This window comes from Bradyrhizobium sp. 62B (genome assembly GCF_030272265.2).
Classification (GTDB): domain Bacteria; phylum Pseudomonadota; class Alphaproteobacteria; order Rhizobiales; family Xanthobacteraceae; genus Bradyrhizobium.
On record NZ_CP092841.2, the window covers coordinates 1,468,009 to 1,482,310 of the forward strand.

The 14,302-nt window shown below is 66.1% G+C and carries 15 protein-coding genes; 9 read left to right on the top strand and 6 right to left on the bottom strand.

The window, feature by feature from the left end:
- Positions 1-181 precede the first annotated feature (181 nt).
- Genes ML401_RS07030 through ML401_RS07040 form a run of 3 tightly spaced genes read left to right on the top strand, consistent with a single transcriptional unit; the run spans position 182 to position 3,985 of the window.
- Positions 182-679 (top strand): (2Fe-2S)-binding protein, encoded by a 498-nt coding sequence (locus tag ML401_RS07030; RefSeq protein WP_063196892.1) that lies wholly within the window; start codon positions 182-184, stop codon positions 677-679.
- Positions 676-1,731, top strand: a complete 1,056-nt coding sequence (locus tag ML401_RS07035) for a xanthine dehydrogenase family protein subunit M (protein ID WP_285810990.1) — start codon at positions 676-678, stop codon at positions 1,729-1,731. Before ML401_RS07030 ends, ML401_RS07035 begins: the two co-directional genes overlap by 4 nt.
- Positions 1,724-3,985 (top strand): xanthine dehydrogenase family protein molybdopterin-binding subunit, encoded by a 2,262-nt coding sequence (locus ML401_RS07040; RefSeq protein ID WP_285810992.1) that lies wholly within the window; start codon positions 1,724-1,726, stop codon positions 3,983-3,985. The genes ML401_RS07035 and ML401_RS07040 overlap by 8 nt, the downstream gene beginning before the upstream one ends.
- A 37-nt stretch (positions 3,986-4,022) precedes the next feature.
- Here ML401_RS07040 and ML401_RS07045 read toward each other — a convergent pair whose 3' ends face one another.
- The 4 genes from ML401_RS07045 to ML401_RS07060 all read right to left on the bottom strand — a co-directional run bounded on the left by ML401_RS07045 (position 4,023) and on the right by ML401_RS07060 (position 6,540).
- Positions 4,023-4,460, bottom strand: coding sequence for a hypothetical protein (locus ML401_RS07045; RefSeq protein ID WP_285810993.1), 438 nt, complete (start codon positions 4,458-4,460; stop codon positions 4,023-4,025).
- Positions 4,411-5,550: a lysozyme inhibitor LprI family protein gene (locus tag ML401_RS07050; RefSeq protein ID WP_285810995.1), complete on the bottom strand. Its 1,140-nt coding sequence runs from the start codon at positions 5,548-5,550 to the stop codon at positions 4,411-4,413. The genes ML401_RS07045 and ML401_RS07050 overlap by 50 nt, the downstream gene beginning before the upstream one ends.
- Positions 5,551-5,640: 90 nt before the next feature.
- Positions 5,641-5,799 (bottom strand): hypothetical protein, encoded by a 159-nt coding sequence (locus ML401_RS07055; protein ID WP_212068787.1) that lies wholly within the window; start codon positions 5,797-5,799, stop codon positions 5,641-5,643.
- Positions 5,800-5,991: 192 nt separating this feature from the next.
- On the bottom strand, positions 5,992-6,540 hold the full coding sequence (locus ML401_RS07060; RefSeq protein WP_018646206.1) for a cupin domain-containing protein: 549 nt from the start codon (positions 6,538-6,540) through the stop codon (positions 5,992-5,994).
- A 148-nt stretch (positions 6,541-6,688) separates the two neighbouring features.
- Here ML401_RS07060 and ML401_RS07065 point away from each other — a divergent pair, with 148 nt between their 5' ends.
- Positions 6,689-8,017, top strand: a complete 1,329-nt coding sequence (locus tag ML401_RS07065; RefSeq protein WP_285811001.1) for an aspartate aminotransferase family protein — start codon at positions 6,689-6,691, stop codon at positions 8,015-8,017.
- A gap of 71 nt (positions 8,018-8,088) precedes the next feature.
- Positions 8,089-9,354 carry a D-amino acid dehydrogenase gene (locus tag ML401_RS07070; RefSeq protein WP_212068789.1) on the top strand — a complete coding sequence of 422 codons (1,266 nt, stop codon included), beginning with the start codon at positions 8,089-8,091 and terminating at the stop codon, positions 9,352-9,354.
- A 50-nt stretch (positions 9,355-9,404) separates the two neighbouring features.
- Here the strand turns inward: ML401_RS07070 and ML401_RS07075 are convergent, their stop codons facing one another.
- Positions 9,405-10,049, bottom strand: coding sequence for a helix-turn-helix domain-containing protein (locus tag ML401_RS07075; protein WP_285811003.1), 645 nt, complete (start codon positions 10,047-10,049; stop codon positions 9,405-9,407).
- 181 nt (positions 10,050-10,230) lie between these two features.
- On the opposite strand from ML401_RS07075, the gene ML401_RS07080 reads away from it, so the two are divergent.
- From ML401_RS07080 to ML401_RS07095, 4 genes are read left to right on the top strand one after another with little or no spacing between them, the layout of a single operon-like run.
- Positions 10,231-10,989 carry an ABC transporter substrate-binding protein gene (locus ML401_RS07080; RefSeq protein WP_194406316.1) on the top strand — a complete coding sequence of 253 codons (759 nt, stop codon included), beginning with the start codon at positions 10,231-10,233 and terminating at the stop codon, positions 10,987-10,989.
- A 22-nt stretch (positions 10,990-11,011) separates the two neighbouring features.
- Positions 11,012-11,665: an amino acid ABC transporter permease gene (locus tag ML401_RS07085; protein ID WP_212068791.1), complete on the top strand. Its 654-nt coding sequence runs from the start codon at positions 11,012-11,014 to the stop codon at positions 11,663-11,665.
- Positions 11,662-12,393 (top strand): amino acid ABC transporter ATP-binding protein, encoded by a 732-nt coding sequence (locus tag ML401_RS07090; protein ID WP_285811007.1) that lies wholly within the window; start codon positions 11,662-11,664, stop codon positions 12,391-12,393. Before ML401_RS07085 ends, ML401_RS07090 begins: the two co-directional genes overlap by 4 nt.
- A 12-nt stretch (positions 12,394-12,405) precedes the next feature.
- Positions 12,406-13,689, top strand: a complete 1,284-nt coding sequence (locus ML401_RS07095; protein ID WP_259219103.1) for an FAD-binding oxidoreductase — start codon at positions 12,406-12,408, stop codon at positions 13,687-13,689.
- Positions 13,690-13,743: 54 nt separating this feature from the next.
- Here the strand turns inward: ML401_RS07095 and ML401_RS07100 are convergent, their stop codons facing one another.
- Positions 13,744-13,983: a hypothetical protein gene (locus ML401_RS07100; protein ID WP_259265530.1), complete on the bottom strand. Its 240-nt coding sequence runs from the start codon at positions 13,981-13,983 to the stop codon at positions 13,744-13,746.
- Between the last annotated feature and the right edge of the window lie 319 nt (positions 13,984-14,302).

Sequence of the window (14,302 nt, forward strand, 5' to 3'; positions counted from 1 at the left end):
GTCGGCGCACGGGCTTTTGACGAATTCCAAATATTTTTCGGCGGCCCTTGTTAAGCGGAGGGTGCCTCCGTATCTTCGTCCTGATGTTGGCCGGCTTCCGCCTGGCTGGCGCATATCGACAGCGGCCACGGCGGTGGCGCGCTGCGCGATGACTCATGTCCAAATCTGATCGGAGCCTTGTATGAACCACTCCATCAGCCTCACCGTGAACGGTGCGCGACGCGATTTCGTCCTCGACGATCCGCGCGTCACGCTGCTCGATCTCCTGCGTGAGCGCCTCCATCTCACCGGAACCAAGAAGGGATGCGACCGCGGCCAGTGCGGCGCCTGCACCATTCTGGTCGACGGCAAGCGCATCAACTCCTGCCTCGCGCTCGCCATCAGCCATGACGGCGCCGACATCCTCACCATCGAAGGCGTCGCACGTGGCGACCAGCTGCACCCGGTGCAGGCCGCCTTCATTGCCCATGACGGCTTTCAATGCGGCTTCTGCACGCCCGGCCAGATCATGAGCGCGATCGGCATGATGCAGGAAGCGCAGGCCGGCAACGACCCCGAGCGCATCCGCGAATGCATGAGCGGCAATCTTTGCCGCTGCGGCGCCTATGCGGGCATCGTCGATGCCGTGCTCGACGCGCAAGGACAGATGGACGAAACCAACCAGAGGCGTTCGGCATGAAACCGTTCGATTATGTCAGGCCCGCCACGGTTGCTGAGGCCGTCGCCGCCGCGTCCCAGCCGGGCGCGGTCTATCTCGCCGCCGGCACCAATCTGCTCGATCTGATGAAGGGCAATATCAGCCGGCCGGATCGCCTCGTCGACGTCACCCATCTCGACGGGCTCGATGCCATCGAGACTCTCGCCGACGGTAGCTTGCGCATCGGCGCGCTGGTGAGCAATGCCGATCTCGCGCATGACCCGGCCTTTGCAAGGACTTATCCCGCCGTCGCCGAGGCGCTGCTATCCGGCGCGTCCGCGCAATTGCGCAATGCCGCGACGGTCGGCGGCAATCTGCTGCAGCGGACGCGCTGTGCATATTTCTACGACACCGCCAACCGCTGCAACAAGCGCGAGGCCGGCAGCGGTTGCGACGCCCGCGAGGGCGAGAACCGCGGCCACGCCGTGCTCGGCTGGAGCGAGAGCTGCATCGCCACGCACCCCTCGGATTTCTGCGTGCCGCTGGTCGCGCTCGAGGCCATCGTCGAGATCGAGGGCAAAGGCGGCCGGCGTGAGATCGCGCTCGAGGAGCTGCATCGTTTGCCCGGCGACGCGCCCGCGCGCGAATCCGTGCTCGAGCCCGGCGACCTCATCGTCGCGGTGCGTCTGCCGCCGGCGGCGCGCGGCTTTGCGGCGCATGCGCGCTACCTCAAGGTCCGCGAACGCACCTCCTACGCTTTCGCCGTGGTGTCCGCCGCCGCTGCATTGCGGATCGAGAACGGCAAGATCGCGGAGGCGCGGCTTGCGCTCGGCGGGGTTGCCGCAAAGCCCTGGCGCGCCCGCGCCGCGGAAGATGTGCTCAAGGGCGTCGCGCCGACGGCGGATGCCTTTCAGGAAGCTGCCTGGCGCGCGCTCACCGATGCAAAACCGTCCGGCGACAACGCCTTCAAGATCGAGCTCGCGCGCCGCATCGTCGTGCGCGCGCTGCGACTTGCCGCCGCGGGCACGCCCGCGCGCCTGCCGGCGCTGCCGGCCTCTCCCTTTGCCTCGACCTCCGGAGCCATCCATGCCTGAGCTCAATCTCACCAGCGCCCCTGCCCATCTGCGGCACGGCTCGAACGTCGGCCAGCCGCTGACCCGCCGTGACGGCGTCCTCAAGGTCACGGGACAGGCGACCTATGCCGCCGACAATCACCCGCCCGGCATGCTGTACGCGGTGATCGCCGTCTCCAGCATCGCGCGCGGCCGCGTGACCTTCCTCGATGTCGCCGCCGCCAAGCGGCATCCCGGCGTCGTCGATGTCATGACGCCGGCCCACAAGCCACAGCTCGCGATCGATCCGGAGATCAAGACCAACCCGTTCGTGTTCCGGATGGAAGCGTTGCAGAGCAACGAAGTCCGCTACGCGAACCAGCCCATCGCGGTCGTCATCGCGGAAACGCTGGAAGCGGCGACGGAAGGCGCGGTGCTGCTGGCGCCGCGCTACGAGATGTTGCCGCCGCTGATCGGGCTCGACGCCGGCAAGAGTTTCGTGCCGCCCGTCGTCGGCGTCGGCAACCCCACCGAGAACCACCGCGGCGATGTCGAGGCGGGCCTTGCCTCGGCGGAGAAACAGATCGATGCGACTTACGAGACGCCGCCGCAATATCATAACGCGATGGAGCCGCATGGGATCGTGGTTCAATGGGACGGCGACAGGCTCTCCGTGGACATGCCGACCCAGGGCCTGATGCTGTCGCTCGCCCGTATTGCCGAACTGTTCGGCATCGCGCACGACAAGATCCACATTCGCAGTCCTTTCCTCGGCGGCGGCTTCGGCTCGAAGGGGTTGATGGGCGGTCCGCCGGTGCTCGGCATCATGGCGGCCAAGCTCGTCGGCAGGCCCATCAAGCTGGTGCTGCGCCGCGAGCAGATGTACGGCCCGGTCGGCCATCGCGCGCCGACGCGCCAACGCCTGCGCCTCGGCGCCGATGGCGAGGGGCGCCTGACCGCGCTCGATCATCACGCGCGGACGGTGTCGAGCACGTTCGACGATTTCTACGAGCCCGCGGCCGATGCCTCGCACACGCTCTATGCGGCGCCGGCCATCCGCACCTCGCATGACGCCGTGCGCGTCAACACGGGAACGCCGCTGTTCATGCGCGCGCCCGGCGAGGCGACAGGCTCGATCGCGCTGGAGAGTGCGATCGACGAAATGGCCTGGGCCTGCGGCATGGATTCGCTCGCCTTCCGCCTGAAGAACTACGCTGAGGTCGAGCCGATCAGCGGCAAGCCGTTCTCGTCGAAGGCGTTGCTGGCCTGCTACGAGCAGGGCGCGGCGCGCTTCGGCTGGGCCAAGCGGTCGCTGCAGCCGGGGCAGATGCGCGACGATGCCGGGCTTCTGGTCGGTTGGGGCATGGGCACCGCGACCTTCCCGGCGCTGATGTTCCAGGCGGAAGCCCGCGCGGCGATCCGGCGCGACGGGTCAGGCGTGATGGAGATCGGCGCGCACGACATGGGGCAGGGCGCCTGGACCGCGCTGGCTCAGATCGCAGCCGACGAGCTCGGGCTCGATATCGATCGCGTCGAGTTCAAGGCGGGGACGTCCGATCTGCCCGATGCCGGCATCGCCGGCGGCTCGGCGCACACGGCAACGGCGGGCGCGGCAATCCACAGTGCGGGCGCGGCCGTGATCGCAAAGCTCGCCGATCTCGCCACCGGCGATGAGCGCTCACCGCTGTTCGGGGCCGGCAATGCCGGGGTGATCGCGCGCGACGGCCGGTTGATCCGGCGTGATGACGAGCGTCGCAGCGAGAGCTACGCCGAGATTCTCGCGCGTGCCGGCGTCACCGAGGTCGAGGCGCGCGGCACCGGCGCACCGAACCCGGCGGCGATGGAGGAGTATGCGATGCATGCCCACGGCGCGGTATTCGCGGAGGTGAAGGTCGATCCAGAGCTCGGCCAGGTCCGCGTCAGCCGCATGGTCGGCGCCTTTGCCGCGGGGCGGATCGTCAATCCGCGGATGGTGCAGAGCCAGCTGTTCGGTGGCATGATCTGGGGCCTGTCCTTTGCGCTGCACGAAGAGGCAATTGCGGATCGCCGGACCGGCCGCATCATGAACGCCAATCTCGGCGAGTACCACGTCCCCGTGAATGCCGACGTGCCGCCACTCGACGTCATCACGGTCGAGGAGCACGATCCGCATGTGAATGCGCTCGGCATCAAGGGCGTCGGCGAGATCGGCATCACCGGCAGCGCCGGCGCCGTCGCCAATGCCGTCTGGCATGCGACCGGCGTACGGGTCCGCAAGTTCCCGATCCGGATCGAGGAATTGCTGACGCAGCTTTGAGCAGCCGCGCCGCACCGGGCGCGTCGTGCCCGGTGCGTCAGCGGATCGAGCCAAAGAAGTTGTCGATGTCGGCTGAGGGCCGCGCCGGAAACAGCCGTGCCGTCGAGGAGTTGTCGAGCCGTCGCTTGCACTTCGCCTCGTCGTCCTCATCTTTGCCGCTGCGCTTCTTCGCAAAAGCATCGTCGAGGCGGTTGACGATCAGCATGGCGTGGTCGCGCTCCAGCGTGTCAGGATTCTTGCGCTGTTCGTCGGCGCAGAACGTGGCGCCGGCCATCTTGCCGGTCATGTCGTAGTCGCAGCCGGCCTTCCAGTCACCCTGCTCCCATTTCCAGCCATGCGCGGTCAGCCGGCCGTCCTTGTCGACGGTGATCTCGAGTATCGCGTTGTAGGCGAGCCAGATGCCGGCGAGGCCTGCGCGCTTGTCGTCAAAACCTTCCAGCAGCGCGATCCGCTCGCGCTGAAGGGGCGCCGACATGATCGCGCGCGCTGGCCGTGAAGTGCATCTCCGAGGTCCGCTTCTCCCAGGCCGGATGGAGAAATTCAGGGAATTCCTCGGTCTGCGTGCGGACCCAGTTGCGCTGGTCCTCCATCAAGGCGCGCCGTGTCGCATCGTCGAGCCGCGGCAGCAGCGCCTTCCAGGCGCGGTTCAAGCGTTGATCGTTCTCGGCGAGATCGGGGTCGGCGCAGATTTCCTCGTCCGTCGCCGTCTCCGGACGCGTGCAGTCGAAGGTCGGCGCGACGAAGGAGGTCTCGACCTTGTCGGCCATATCGGCGCTGCCGCTCGCGAAATAAGTGCCGGTGATCTGCGAGGGATCATCGCATTCGTCACGATCCCCGATCGTATCGTCGCCATCGGTCATGACGACACGCAGGGTTTCGCCCTGGCCGCGGAGCTTGATCGTCGGGAGTTTTGCCGGCCTGGCATGCTCCTGGCTTGCGGGTGATGCGGTCTTCGCTGGGCCGGCATCCGGCGGTGGGATCGTCCCGCTCAGCCAGCTGCCGGCCTTGGTCACCGTCGCGCTCAGCTTGCATTGCCGATGCTTGTCGCTGCCGTAATAGGCGCTCATGTCGACTGCAATGCGCCGCGCGCCGTTCGCATCCGGTGAGATGGTGAGGTCTCCGAATGCATTGACCCATTTGCCGGAGAGCCCGTTGCGGCCGAAGCCGTCGGCGATCTCGTCGAGCGCTTCCTTGCGCCGGCGCAGCGTTGCGACGAAGTTGTCGCTGAGCTCGGCCTCATCGACCTCCTGCACGGTCTCGGCGGCCTGCGCGATCATCTCGTTGAACCGGGCCTCGTCGCGCTTGAGGAGCGGCCGGATGTTCGCGGGCGCTTTAGCGAGCGCCGTGTCGAACGATTTGTCGATCGCGGCGACAAGCTTGTCGTAGCCCTTTTCCTTGCAAATGGCTGGCTTGATCCCGGTACCGTTGCCGTTGGTCTCGCCGCGTAGCGTGATCGCGGTCGGCGCGCTGCTGGCGGCGCGGAGGTAATCGTCCATGGCGTGGCAGGTGAGGGGAGCGAGCAGGACCGTCGCGGTGACGAGCGCGAGGCGAAAGGGGGCGAACATTGACGGCCCTTGGCTGGAGCGGAATCGTGCCTGCCCGTTGGTCGTCCGCGGCGTCACTGAGGTTCAGAAAAGGCCGTCGTGCCGGCAGAGTCAGTTCAGCTTCCTGCGAAGCGCCTTCACCGCTTCTTTCTGCAGCTCGATGTACTCGGCGATCGCCTTGCGCAGCTCGCGCGAGTGGAGCTTGTCGGCATCACGCAGAGGTACGCTGGGCACGGCTTCAGCTTGGGCATTGGCTGGGGTGGTCTTCATGCGCGGGCTCCGTCTACGAAGCGGCCCCGGAGAGCCTAGGAGTCCGGGGCCATAACCTCAGCACCTCTAAGCCAGGCTGCTCGGCTACGTTTCGTAATATATCGCGCCTGGGCGTTGCGGAAATTGAGATGGCTCAAGCTCCGTAAATTATCGGTGTCCGCGCAGGATATGCGATGGGCGGCCGATCTTGCATCAGAACGTCGGTGGCGTGCAGGCCGAGATCACCTCGCAAGGCTTGCCGCCGACGCAGCGGAAGCGGTGCGGGCGGCGGCTCTCGAAATAATAGGCATCGCCGGGGTTGAGGATGCGGCGCTCGTCCTCGACGGTGACTTCGAGCTTGCCCGAGATCACGATACCGCCTTCCTCACCGTCATGGACGAGGTGGACGCGGCCGGTGTCGCTGCCGGGCTCATAGCGCTCCTTCAGGATCTGCAGGCTGCGGCCGAACAGATTGTCGCCGACCTGTCGATAGGAGATCGGCTTCTTGCCGACCTCGGTCAGTTCCTCGGCGCGGTAGAAGATCTTGCGCCTGGACTCCGGCTCCAGCGCGAAGAACTCGGCGAGCCCCATCGGGATGCCGTCGAGGATGCGCTTGAGGGCGCCCACCGACGGGTTCATCTGGTTGGATTCGATCAGCGAGATCGTCGAATTGGTGACCCCGGCGCGCTTGGCCAGCTCGCGCTGCGACAGCTTGTGGCGCGCCCGGATGAATCGCAGCCGTCCACCGATGTCGACGCTCATGCCCAAGTCCCGTGTTGCAGGTGTTGCGGATCGGGCAAATATGGACCGGCGGCCCCAAACAAATCAATGGGTTGCGGCAGAGTAGAAAAGGACTTGTTGCGCATTCCAAGCCGTGCCTCTGCTATGGGGTCAGCAAAGGAGCGCGGCCGTGACCCTTCATCAGATTCCGAACACTATCAAGACCGACTCGTTCTGGATGCCGTTCACGGCCAACCGGCAGTTCAAGAAGGCGCCCCGCCTGTTCTCCTCGGCCGAGGGCATGCACTACACCACGGTCGACGGCCGCCAGGTGATCGACGGCTCGGCCGGCCTTTGGTGCGTCAATGCCGGCCACGGTCGCAAGCAGATCGCCGCCGCCGTCGAGCGCCAGCTGATGACGCTGGATTTCGCGCCGTCGTTCCAGATGGGCCACCCGCTGGCGTTCGACTTCGCCGAGCGGCTCGCCGAGATCGCGCCTGATGGCCTCGACCGCATCTTCTTCACCAATTCCGGCTCTGAATCGGTCGACACCGCGCTGAAGATCGCGCTCGCCTATCACCGCGCCAACGGCCAGGCGAGCCGCACCCGCCTGATCGGCCGCGAGCGCGGCTATCACGGCGTCGGCTTCGGCGGCACCTCGGTCGGCGGCATGGTCGCCAACCGCCGCGCCTTCACCACCCTGCTGCCGGGCGTCGACCACATCCGTCACACCCATGATCTCGGCCGCAACGCCTTCGCCAAGGATCAGCCGGAATATGGCGCCGAGCTCGCCGACGATCTCGAGCGTCTGGTTGGCCTGCACGGCGCCGAGACGATCGCCGCCGTCATCGTCGAGCCGGTGCCGGGCTCGACCGCGGTGCTGCCGCCGCCGAAGGGCTATCTGCAGCGCCTGCGCGAGATCTGCGACAAGCACGGCATCCTCCTGATCTTCGACGAGGTCATCACCGGCTTTGGCCGTCTCGGCACGCCGTTCGCCGCCCAGTTCTTCGGCGTCACGCCTGACCTGATGACGACGGCCAAGGGCATCACCAACGGCACGATTCCCTGCGGCGCGGTGTTTGCGAGCCGCAAGGTGCATGACGGCATGATGGTCGGCCCCGAGAACCAGATGGAGCTGTTCCACGGCTACACCTATTCGGCGCATCCAACCGCCTGCGCCGCGGGCATCGCGACGCTCGACATCTACAAGGACGAAGGCCTGCTGACGCGCGGTGCCTCGATCGCCGAATATTGGCGCGATGCGCTGCATTCGCTGAAAGGTCTGCCGAACGTCGTCGACATCCGCAATTGCGGCCTGATGGGCGCGGTCGAGCTGGCGCCGCGTGGCGGCGCTGTCGGCGCGCGCGGCTATGACGTGATGGTCGACTGCTTCAACACCGGCCTTTACCTGCGCATGAGCGGCGACTCCTTCGCGATGTCGCCCCCGCTCATCGTCGAGAAGAGCCACATCGACCAGATGGTCTCGATCCTCGGCGACGCCATCAAGAAGGTGGCCTGATAATTGCTCTCGCCGTTGCGAGTTCGTGTCCTTGCAGCGGCGAGCGTGATGCCGCGGGAGTTTGACGAAGCGTGAAAGTCCTGATCCTCGGCAGCGGTGTCATCGGTGTCACCTCTGCCTACTACCTCGCCCGTGCCGGCCACGAGGTGACGGTCGTCGACCGTCAGCCCGAGCCGGCGCTGGAAACCTCCTTTGCCAATGCCGGCGAAGTCTCGCCCGGCTATTCTTCGCCCTGGGCCGGCCCCGGCGTGCCGGTGAAGGCCGTCAAGTGGCTCCTGATGAAGCACGGCCCGCTGGTGGTCCGGCCGAAGCTCGATCCCGTCATGTGGGTCTGGCTGCTCAAGATGCTGCGCAACTGCACCAGTGCGCGCTACGCGGTCAACAAGAGCCGGATGATTCCGATCGCGGAATACAGCCGCGATTCCTTGCGCGATCTGCGCCGCGACATCGGCATCCAGTATGACGAGCGCTCGCAGGGCACGCTGCAGCTGTTCCGCTACCAGGCGCAGTTCGACGGCACGGCCGAGGACATCGCCGTGCTCAAGCAATATGGCGTGCCCTTCGAAGTGCTGAGCCGCGAGGGCTGCATCGCGGTCGAGCCGGCGCTATCAGGCGTGAAGGAGAAGTTCGTCGGCGGCCTTCGCCTGCCGCAGGACGAGACCGGCGATTGCCACATGTTCACGCAGGCGCTGGCCAAGCATGCCCAGGCGCTCGGCGTGCGCTTCATGTTCAACACCTCGATCGACCGCATCGTCACGGACGGTGCGCGCGTCAGCGGCGTCGTGACCAGCGCCGGCACGTTGCAGGCTGACGCTTACGTGCTCGCGCTCGGCAGCTGGTCGTCGCGGCTCGCAGCGCCGCTCGGCATTTCGCTGCCGGTCTATCCGGTGAAGGGCTATTCGATCACGGTGCCGATCAAGGACGCCTCCGGCGCGCCGGAATCCACCGTGATGGACGAGAGCTACAAGGTCGCGATCACGCGATTGGGCGATCGCATCCGCGTCGGCGGCACCGCGGAAATCTCCGGCTATTCGGACAAGCTGTACGATGCGCGCCGCGCCACGCTGGATCATTCGCTGACCGATCTATTCCCGCGCGGCGGCGATCTCGCCAAGGCGACGTTCTGGAGCGGCCTGCGTCCGATGACCCCGGACGGGCCGCCCGTGATCGGCCCGACGCAATATGCCAACCTGCACCTCAACACCGGCCACGGCACGCTCGGCTGGACCATGTCCTGCGGCTCGGGCCGCGTGCTCGCGGATTTGCTGTCGGGCAAGAAGCCGGACATCGATGTCAGTGCGTTGACGGTGGACCGGTATAATCACCGGTTTGGATGATTGACGCTGTCATTCCGGGTTCGATGCTGCGCATCACCTCGGAATGACGATCAGTTCCCGCCCGTCACGCAATTCACCCAGAGCACCACCGCCTTCGCATCCTGCGCCGGATTGGAAAACCGGTGCGGCCGGCGGCTGGCAAAGCGAAAGCTGTCGCCTGTCTTCAGCGACCAGGTCTCGCTGTCCACCGTCAGCATTATCTCGCCTTCGAGCACGAGGCCGGCCTCTTCGCCGTCATGGGTGTAGAGCTCGTCGCCGGTGGAGCCGCCGGGCTCCAGATGGACCAGGAACAGGTTGAGCTTGTTGTCGGCGCTCGCCGGGCTCAGCAACTGCTTCGACACCCCGGTGCGCCACAGCTTCAACTCCGGCCGCTGCAACCCGCGCGTCACCACTTGATCCGAGGCGCCGTCGGCGCTCGGGCTGGCGCCGAACAAGGCGGCGATGCCGACGCCGAGCACGTCGGCGAGTGTGGCCAGCACACGCAGCGAGGGTGACGACAACCCGCGCTCGATCTGGCTGAGAAAGCCGATCGACAGTGAGGTGCGCGCCGCGATCGTCTCCAGCGAGAATCGCCTGATGCGCCGGAGATCACGGATGCGGCGGCCGACCGCGACGTCCATTGCAGGCTCCGCCGCTTTGGTCACGGCCTTGGTCCTCGCCCGCTTCGCCGGCTTTGCGGCGGCCGGTTTGCGCATTCTTTTGCCACCGCTCACGTCAAACCGCTTCCTTCATGTGCATGAAAACCGCTTGCATCGTCCGCGAAAGTGTGACCACATTTTCATATTGGTGAAAATAGGCTGAAACGGCGCGGCCCGCAACGTCTGATCACGACTTGCCCGGAGCGCCGTCATCGGCCGAGCCCAACAGGGGGATGCGATGAAGCGTTTTGGTCTGGCCGCGGTCGCGGCGCTCGCAATTGCAGCCGCGGCGCCCGCGTCGGCGCAGCAGGTGCTGAAGGTCGGCTCGACCCCGACGGGCATCCCCTTCACCTTCCTCGACACCAAGACCAACACCATCCAGGGCATCATGGTCGATCTTATCACCGAGGTCGGCAAGGATGCCGGCTTCAACGTGCAGATCGAGCCGATGCAGTTCTCGGCCCTGATCCCCTCGCTGACCTCGAGCAAGATCGACATCATCGCCGCCGCGATGTTCATCACGCCGCCGCGCAAGGAGGTCGTCGACTTCTCCGACCCGATCTACACCTATGGCGAGGGCCTGGTGGTGCCGAAGGGCGACACCAAGGCCTATGCCACGCAGGACGATCTGAAGGGCGAGACGGTCGGTGCACAGGTCGGCACCGCCTTCGTCGACGCGCTGAAGAAGACCGGCCTGTTCGCCGATGTGAAGGCCTACGACACCATCCCGGACATCCTGCGCGACGTGAACACCGGCCGCCTCAAGGCCGGCTACGCCGACTATCCGATCCTCGCCTACAATCTGAAGCAGGGCGGCTTCCCCGAGGTGCGTCTCGTCGAGGGCTACAAGCCCGTCACCGTCGGCTCGGTCGGCATCGGCGTGCGCAAGGGTGAAACCGCGCTGCTCGGCAAGATCAACGCCTCGCTCACGAAGCTGAAGGCCAACGGCACCATCGCCAAGATCCTGGATAAATGGGGCCTGAAGGCACAGGGCTAGTTGGATCGATGAAGGCTGTTCGATGAAGGGTTTCTGGCACGACGCCGCCGAGTTCTTCCCGATCCTGATGAACGGCGTCGCGCTGACGATCATCGTGACGATCGGCTCGCTGCTGCTCTCGACGGTGCTCGGCCTGATCTGGGCGATGATGCGGGTCTCCGGCATCAAGGCGCTGTCGATGCTCAGCGCCAGCCTGATCAATGTGATCCGAGGCATCCCGATCATCGTGCTGCTGTTCTACCTCTACTTCGTGATGCCCGATCTCGGCGTCACGCTCAGTGCTTTGCAGGCCGCGATCCTCGGGCTCGGCATCGCCTATTCGGCCTACCAGGCTGAAAACTTCCGCGCCGGCATCGAGGCGATCGACAAGGGCCAGATCGAGGCGGCGCAGTCGATCGGCATGGGCTGGTGGCTGACCATGCGCCGCGTGGTGCTGCCGCAGGCCGTGCGCATCGTGCTGCCGCCCTACGGCAACGTCATGATCATGATGCTGAAGGATTCCTCGCAAGCCTCGACCATCACGGTGGCCGAGCTCGCGCTGCAGGGCAAGCTGATCGCGTCCTCGACCTTCAAGAACACCAACGTGTTCACGATGGTCGCGCTGATGTATCTCACAATGAGCATTCCGCTGATCCTGCTGGTCCGTCACTTCGAGAAGCGGGCCGGCAAGAAATGATCGAGCTGAACGACGTCCACAAGAGCTTTGGCCAGAACGAGGTGCTCAAGGGCATCACGGCCTCCGTGCAGAAGGGCGAGGTCGTCTGCATCGTCGGTCCTTCCGGCTCGGGCAAATCCACCATCCTGCGCTGCATCAACGGGCTGGAAAGCTACGACCGCGGCGAGATCAGCGTCGAGGGCCTCAAGGTCGATCGTGACGCGCCGTCGATCGTGAACATCCGCACCCAGGTCTCGATGGTGTTCCAGCGCTTCAACCTGTTCCCGCATCGCACCGCGCTGGAGAACGTGATCGAAGGGCCGCTCTATGTGAAGAAGGAGCCGCGCGCGCAGACGCTGGAGCGCGGCCGCGCGCTGCTCACCCAGGTCGGGCTCGCCGAGAAGGCTGACGCACACCCGCCGCAGCTGTCCGGCGGCCAGCAGCAGCGCGTCGCGATCGCGCGGGCGCTGGCGATGCAGCCCAAGGCAATCCTGTTCGACGAGCCGACCTCGGCGCTCGATCCCGAGCTCGTCGGCGATGTGCTCGGCGTGATGCGCAAGCTCGCCGACGACGGCATGACGATGGTCGTCGTCACCCACGAGATGGGCTTTGCCCGCGACGTCGCCGATCGCGTGCTGTTCATCGACGGCGGCGTCATCGTCGAGCAAGGGGCAGCCAAGACCGTCCTCAATCAACCCCAGCACCCCCGGACGCAGGACTTCCTGCGCCGCGTGCTGCATCCGCTCTGACCGGTCTTCGCCATGACGCGCCTGCCGCTGCCGCCCTCGCTCTACGCCGACACCGCCGTCGCGCCGGTTGCCACGCCGCCGCTCGATACGGACAAGACCGTCCCGGTCGCGATCGTCGGCGGCGGCTATACCGGCCTTTCCACCGCGCTGCATCTGGCGGAGCAGGGCGTCGAGGCGCTGGTGCTGGAGGCGCAGGAGCCGGGCTGGGGCGCATCTGGCAACAATGGCGGCCACACCAATCCCGGCTTGAAGCACGACCCCGACCAGATCGAGGCGGACTTCGGTGCCGAACTCGGCCGCCGCATGATCGCGTTCGCCTACGGCACCACCAACTTCACCCACGACCTGATCCGCCGCTACCAGATCCCGTGCGAGGCTCGGCAGAACGGCACGCTGCGTGCGGCCTATAACGAGGCCAGCGCCGCCGCGATCGAGAAGACCGCGCAGCAATGCGTCCGCCGCGGCATGCCGGTGTCGTATCTGAACCGCGAGCAACTCCGCGAGATGACCGGCACCGACCGCTACATCGGGGCCATGCTGGACACCCGCGGCGGCGATCTGCATCCGCTCAGCTACGCCCGCGGCCTCGCGCGCGCCGCGATCTCGGCCGGCGCGAAGGTGCATGGCGAGACGCCAGTGCTGTCGCTCCAGCGCGACGGCTCGCGCTGGCGCATCGAAACGCCGCGGGCGGTGGTTCATGCCGACAAGGTCCTGCTCGCCACCAACGGTTTCACCGACAATCTCTGGCCGGCGCTCCGCCGCACCATCGTGCCGGTGTTCTCCTCGATCGCCGCCACCGCGTCGCTCTCGGACGACGTTGCGCGCGCGATCATGCCGACGCGGCCCGTGCTGTACGAGAGCGGTCACATCACCGTCTATTACCGCATCGATCAGCACAATCGCCTCTTGATGGGCGGCCGCGGGCCGATGCGCTGGATCAAGTCGCCGAACGACGTTGCCTATCTCATGCGCTATGCCGAGCGGCTATGGCCGCAGCTCAAAGGCGTGTCCTGGACTCACGGCTGGAACAGCCGGCTCGCCATCACGAGCGATCACTACCCGCATGTGCATGAGCCCGCCGAGGGCGTCCTGATCTCGCTCGGCTGCAACGGCCGCGGCGTTGCGCTCGCGACCGCGATGGGGGCTCAGCTCGCGCGGCGGCTGATCGGCGGCCCGAAGGCCGAGATCGACATGCCCATCACGGGCATCAAGCCGATCCCGATGCACGCGTTCTGGCCGGTGGGCGTGACGACCGCCGTGATCGCGGGGCGCGTGCGGGACCGCCTCGGCATATGAGAAGGCGCCGCCCGGTGAGGAGCGGCGCCTTGCATCATCGGTAGATATTGGGCGTCAGCAGCGGCCCTGCTTCCACAGGCCGGGCGGACAGCCGTGACCGCGCCAGCCGACCTTGCGCCCGCGCGACCATCCAGGCGGCGTGCCATGGTGATGATGGCCCATCGAATGCCCATGACCATGACCATGACCGTGTCCATGACCGCCGCCATGGCCGCCCTTGGCCAGTGCAGGGCCGGTCAATGTAAAGCCGGCCGCAATGATCAGCGACGCAGCGAGCGCAAGTTTCTTCATCATGTCCTCCACGGGGGTGAGCGCATTTGTCCGTTCAACGAACGAACGGTGCGCAGCTAAGTTCCCTGCGAATGTGGAGGAGGTGTGATGCTCGCCACGATGCGTAATCGCGCGAGCGCTCAACGCGCGCTAGTTGGCCGGCTCATGAAGGGAGCTCCAGGCTACGGTCCGGATCTCCGCCGTGGTGGCTTTGCACCGCGGATTTTCGTTGTCTTGCTGCGAAAAGTCGCTATGGTTGTTTCGTTTTCGTTTTACTACTTTATTGCTCCGCTTTCATCGCGACGCATTGGCTGCATTGCAGCAATCAAACTTTTGGAAGAGC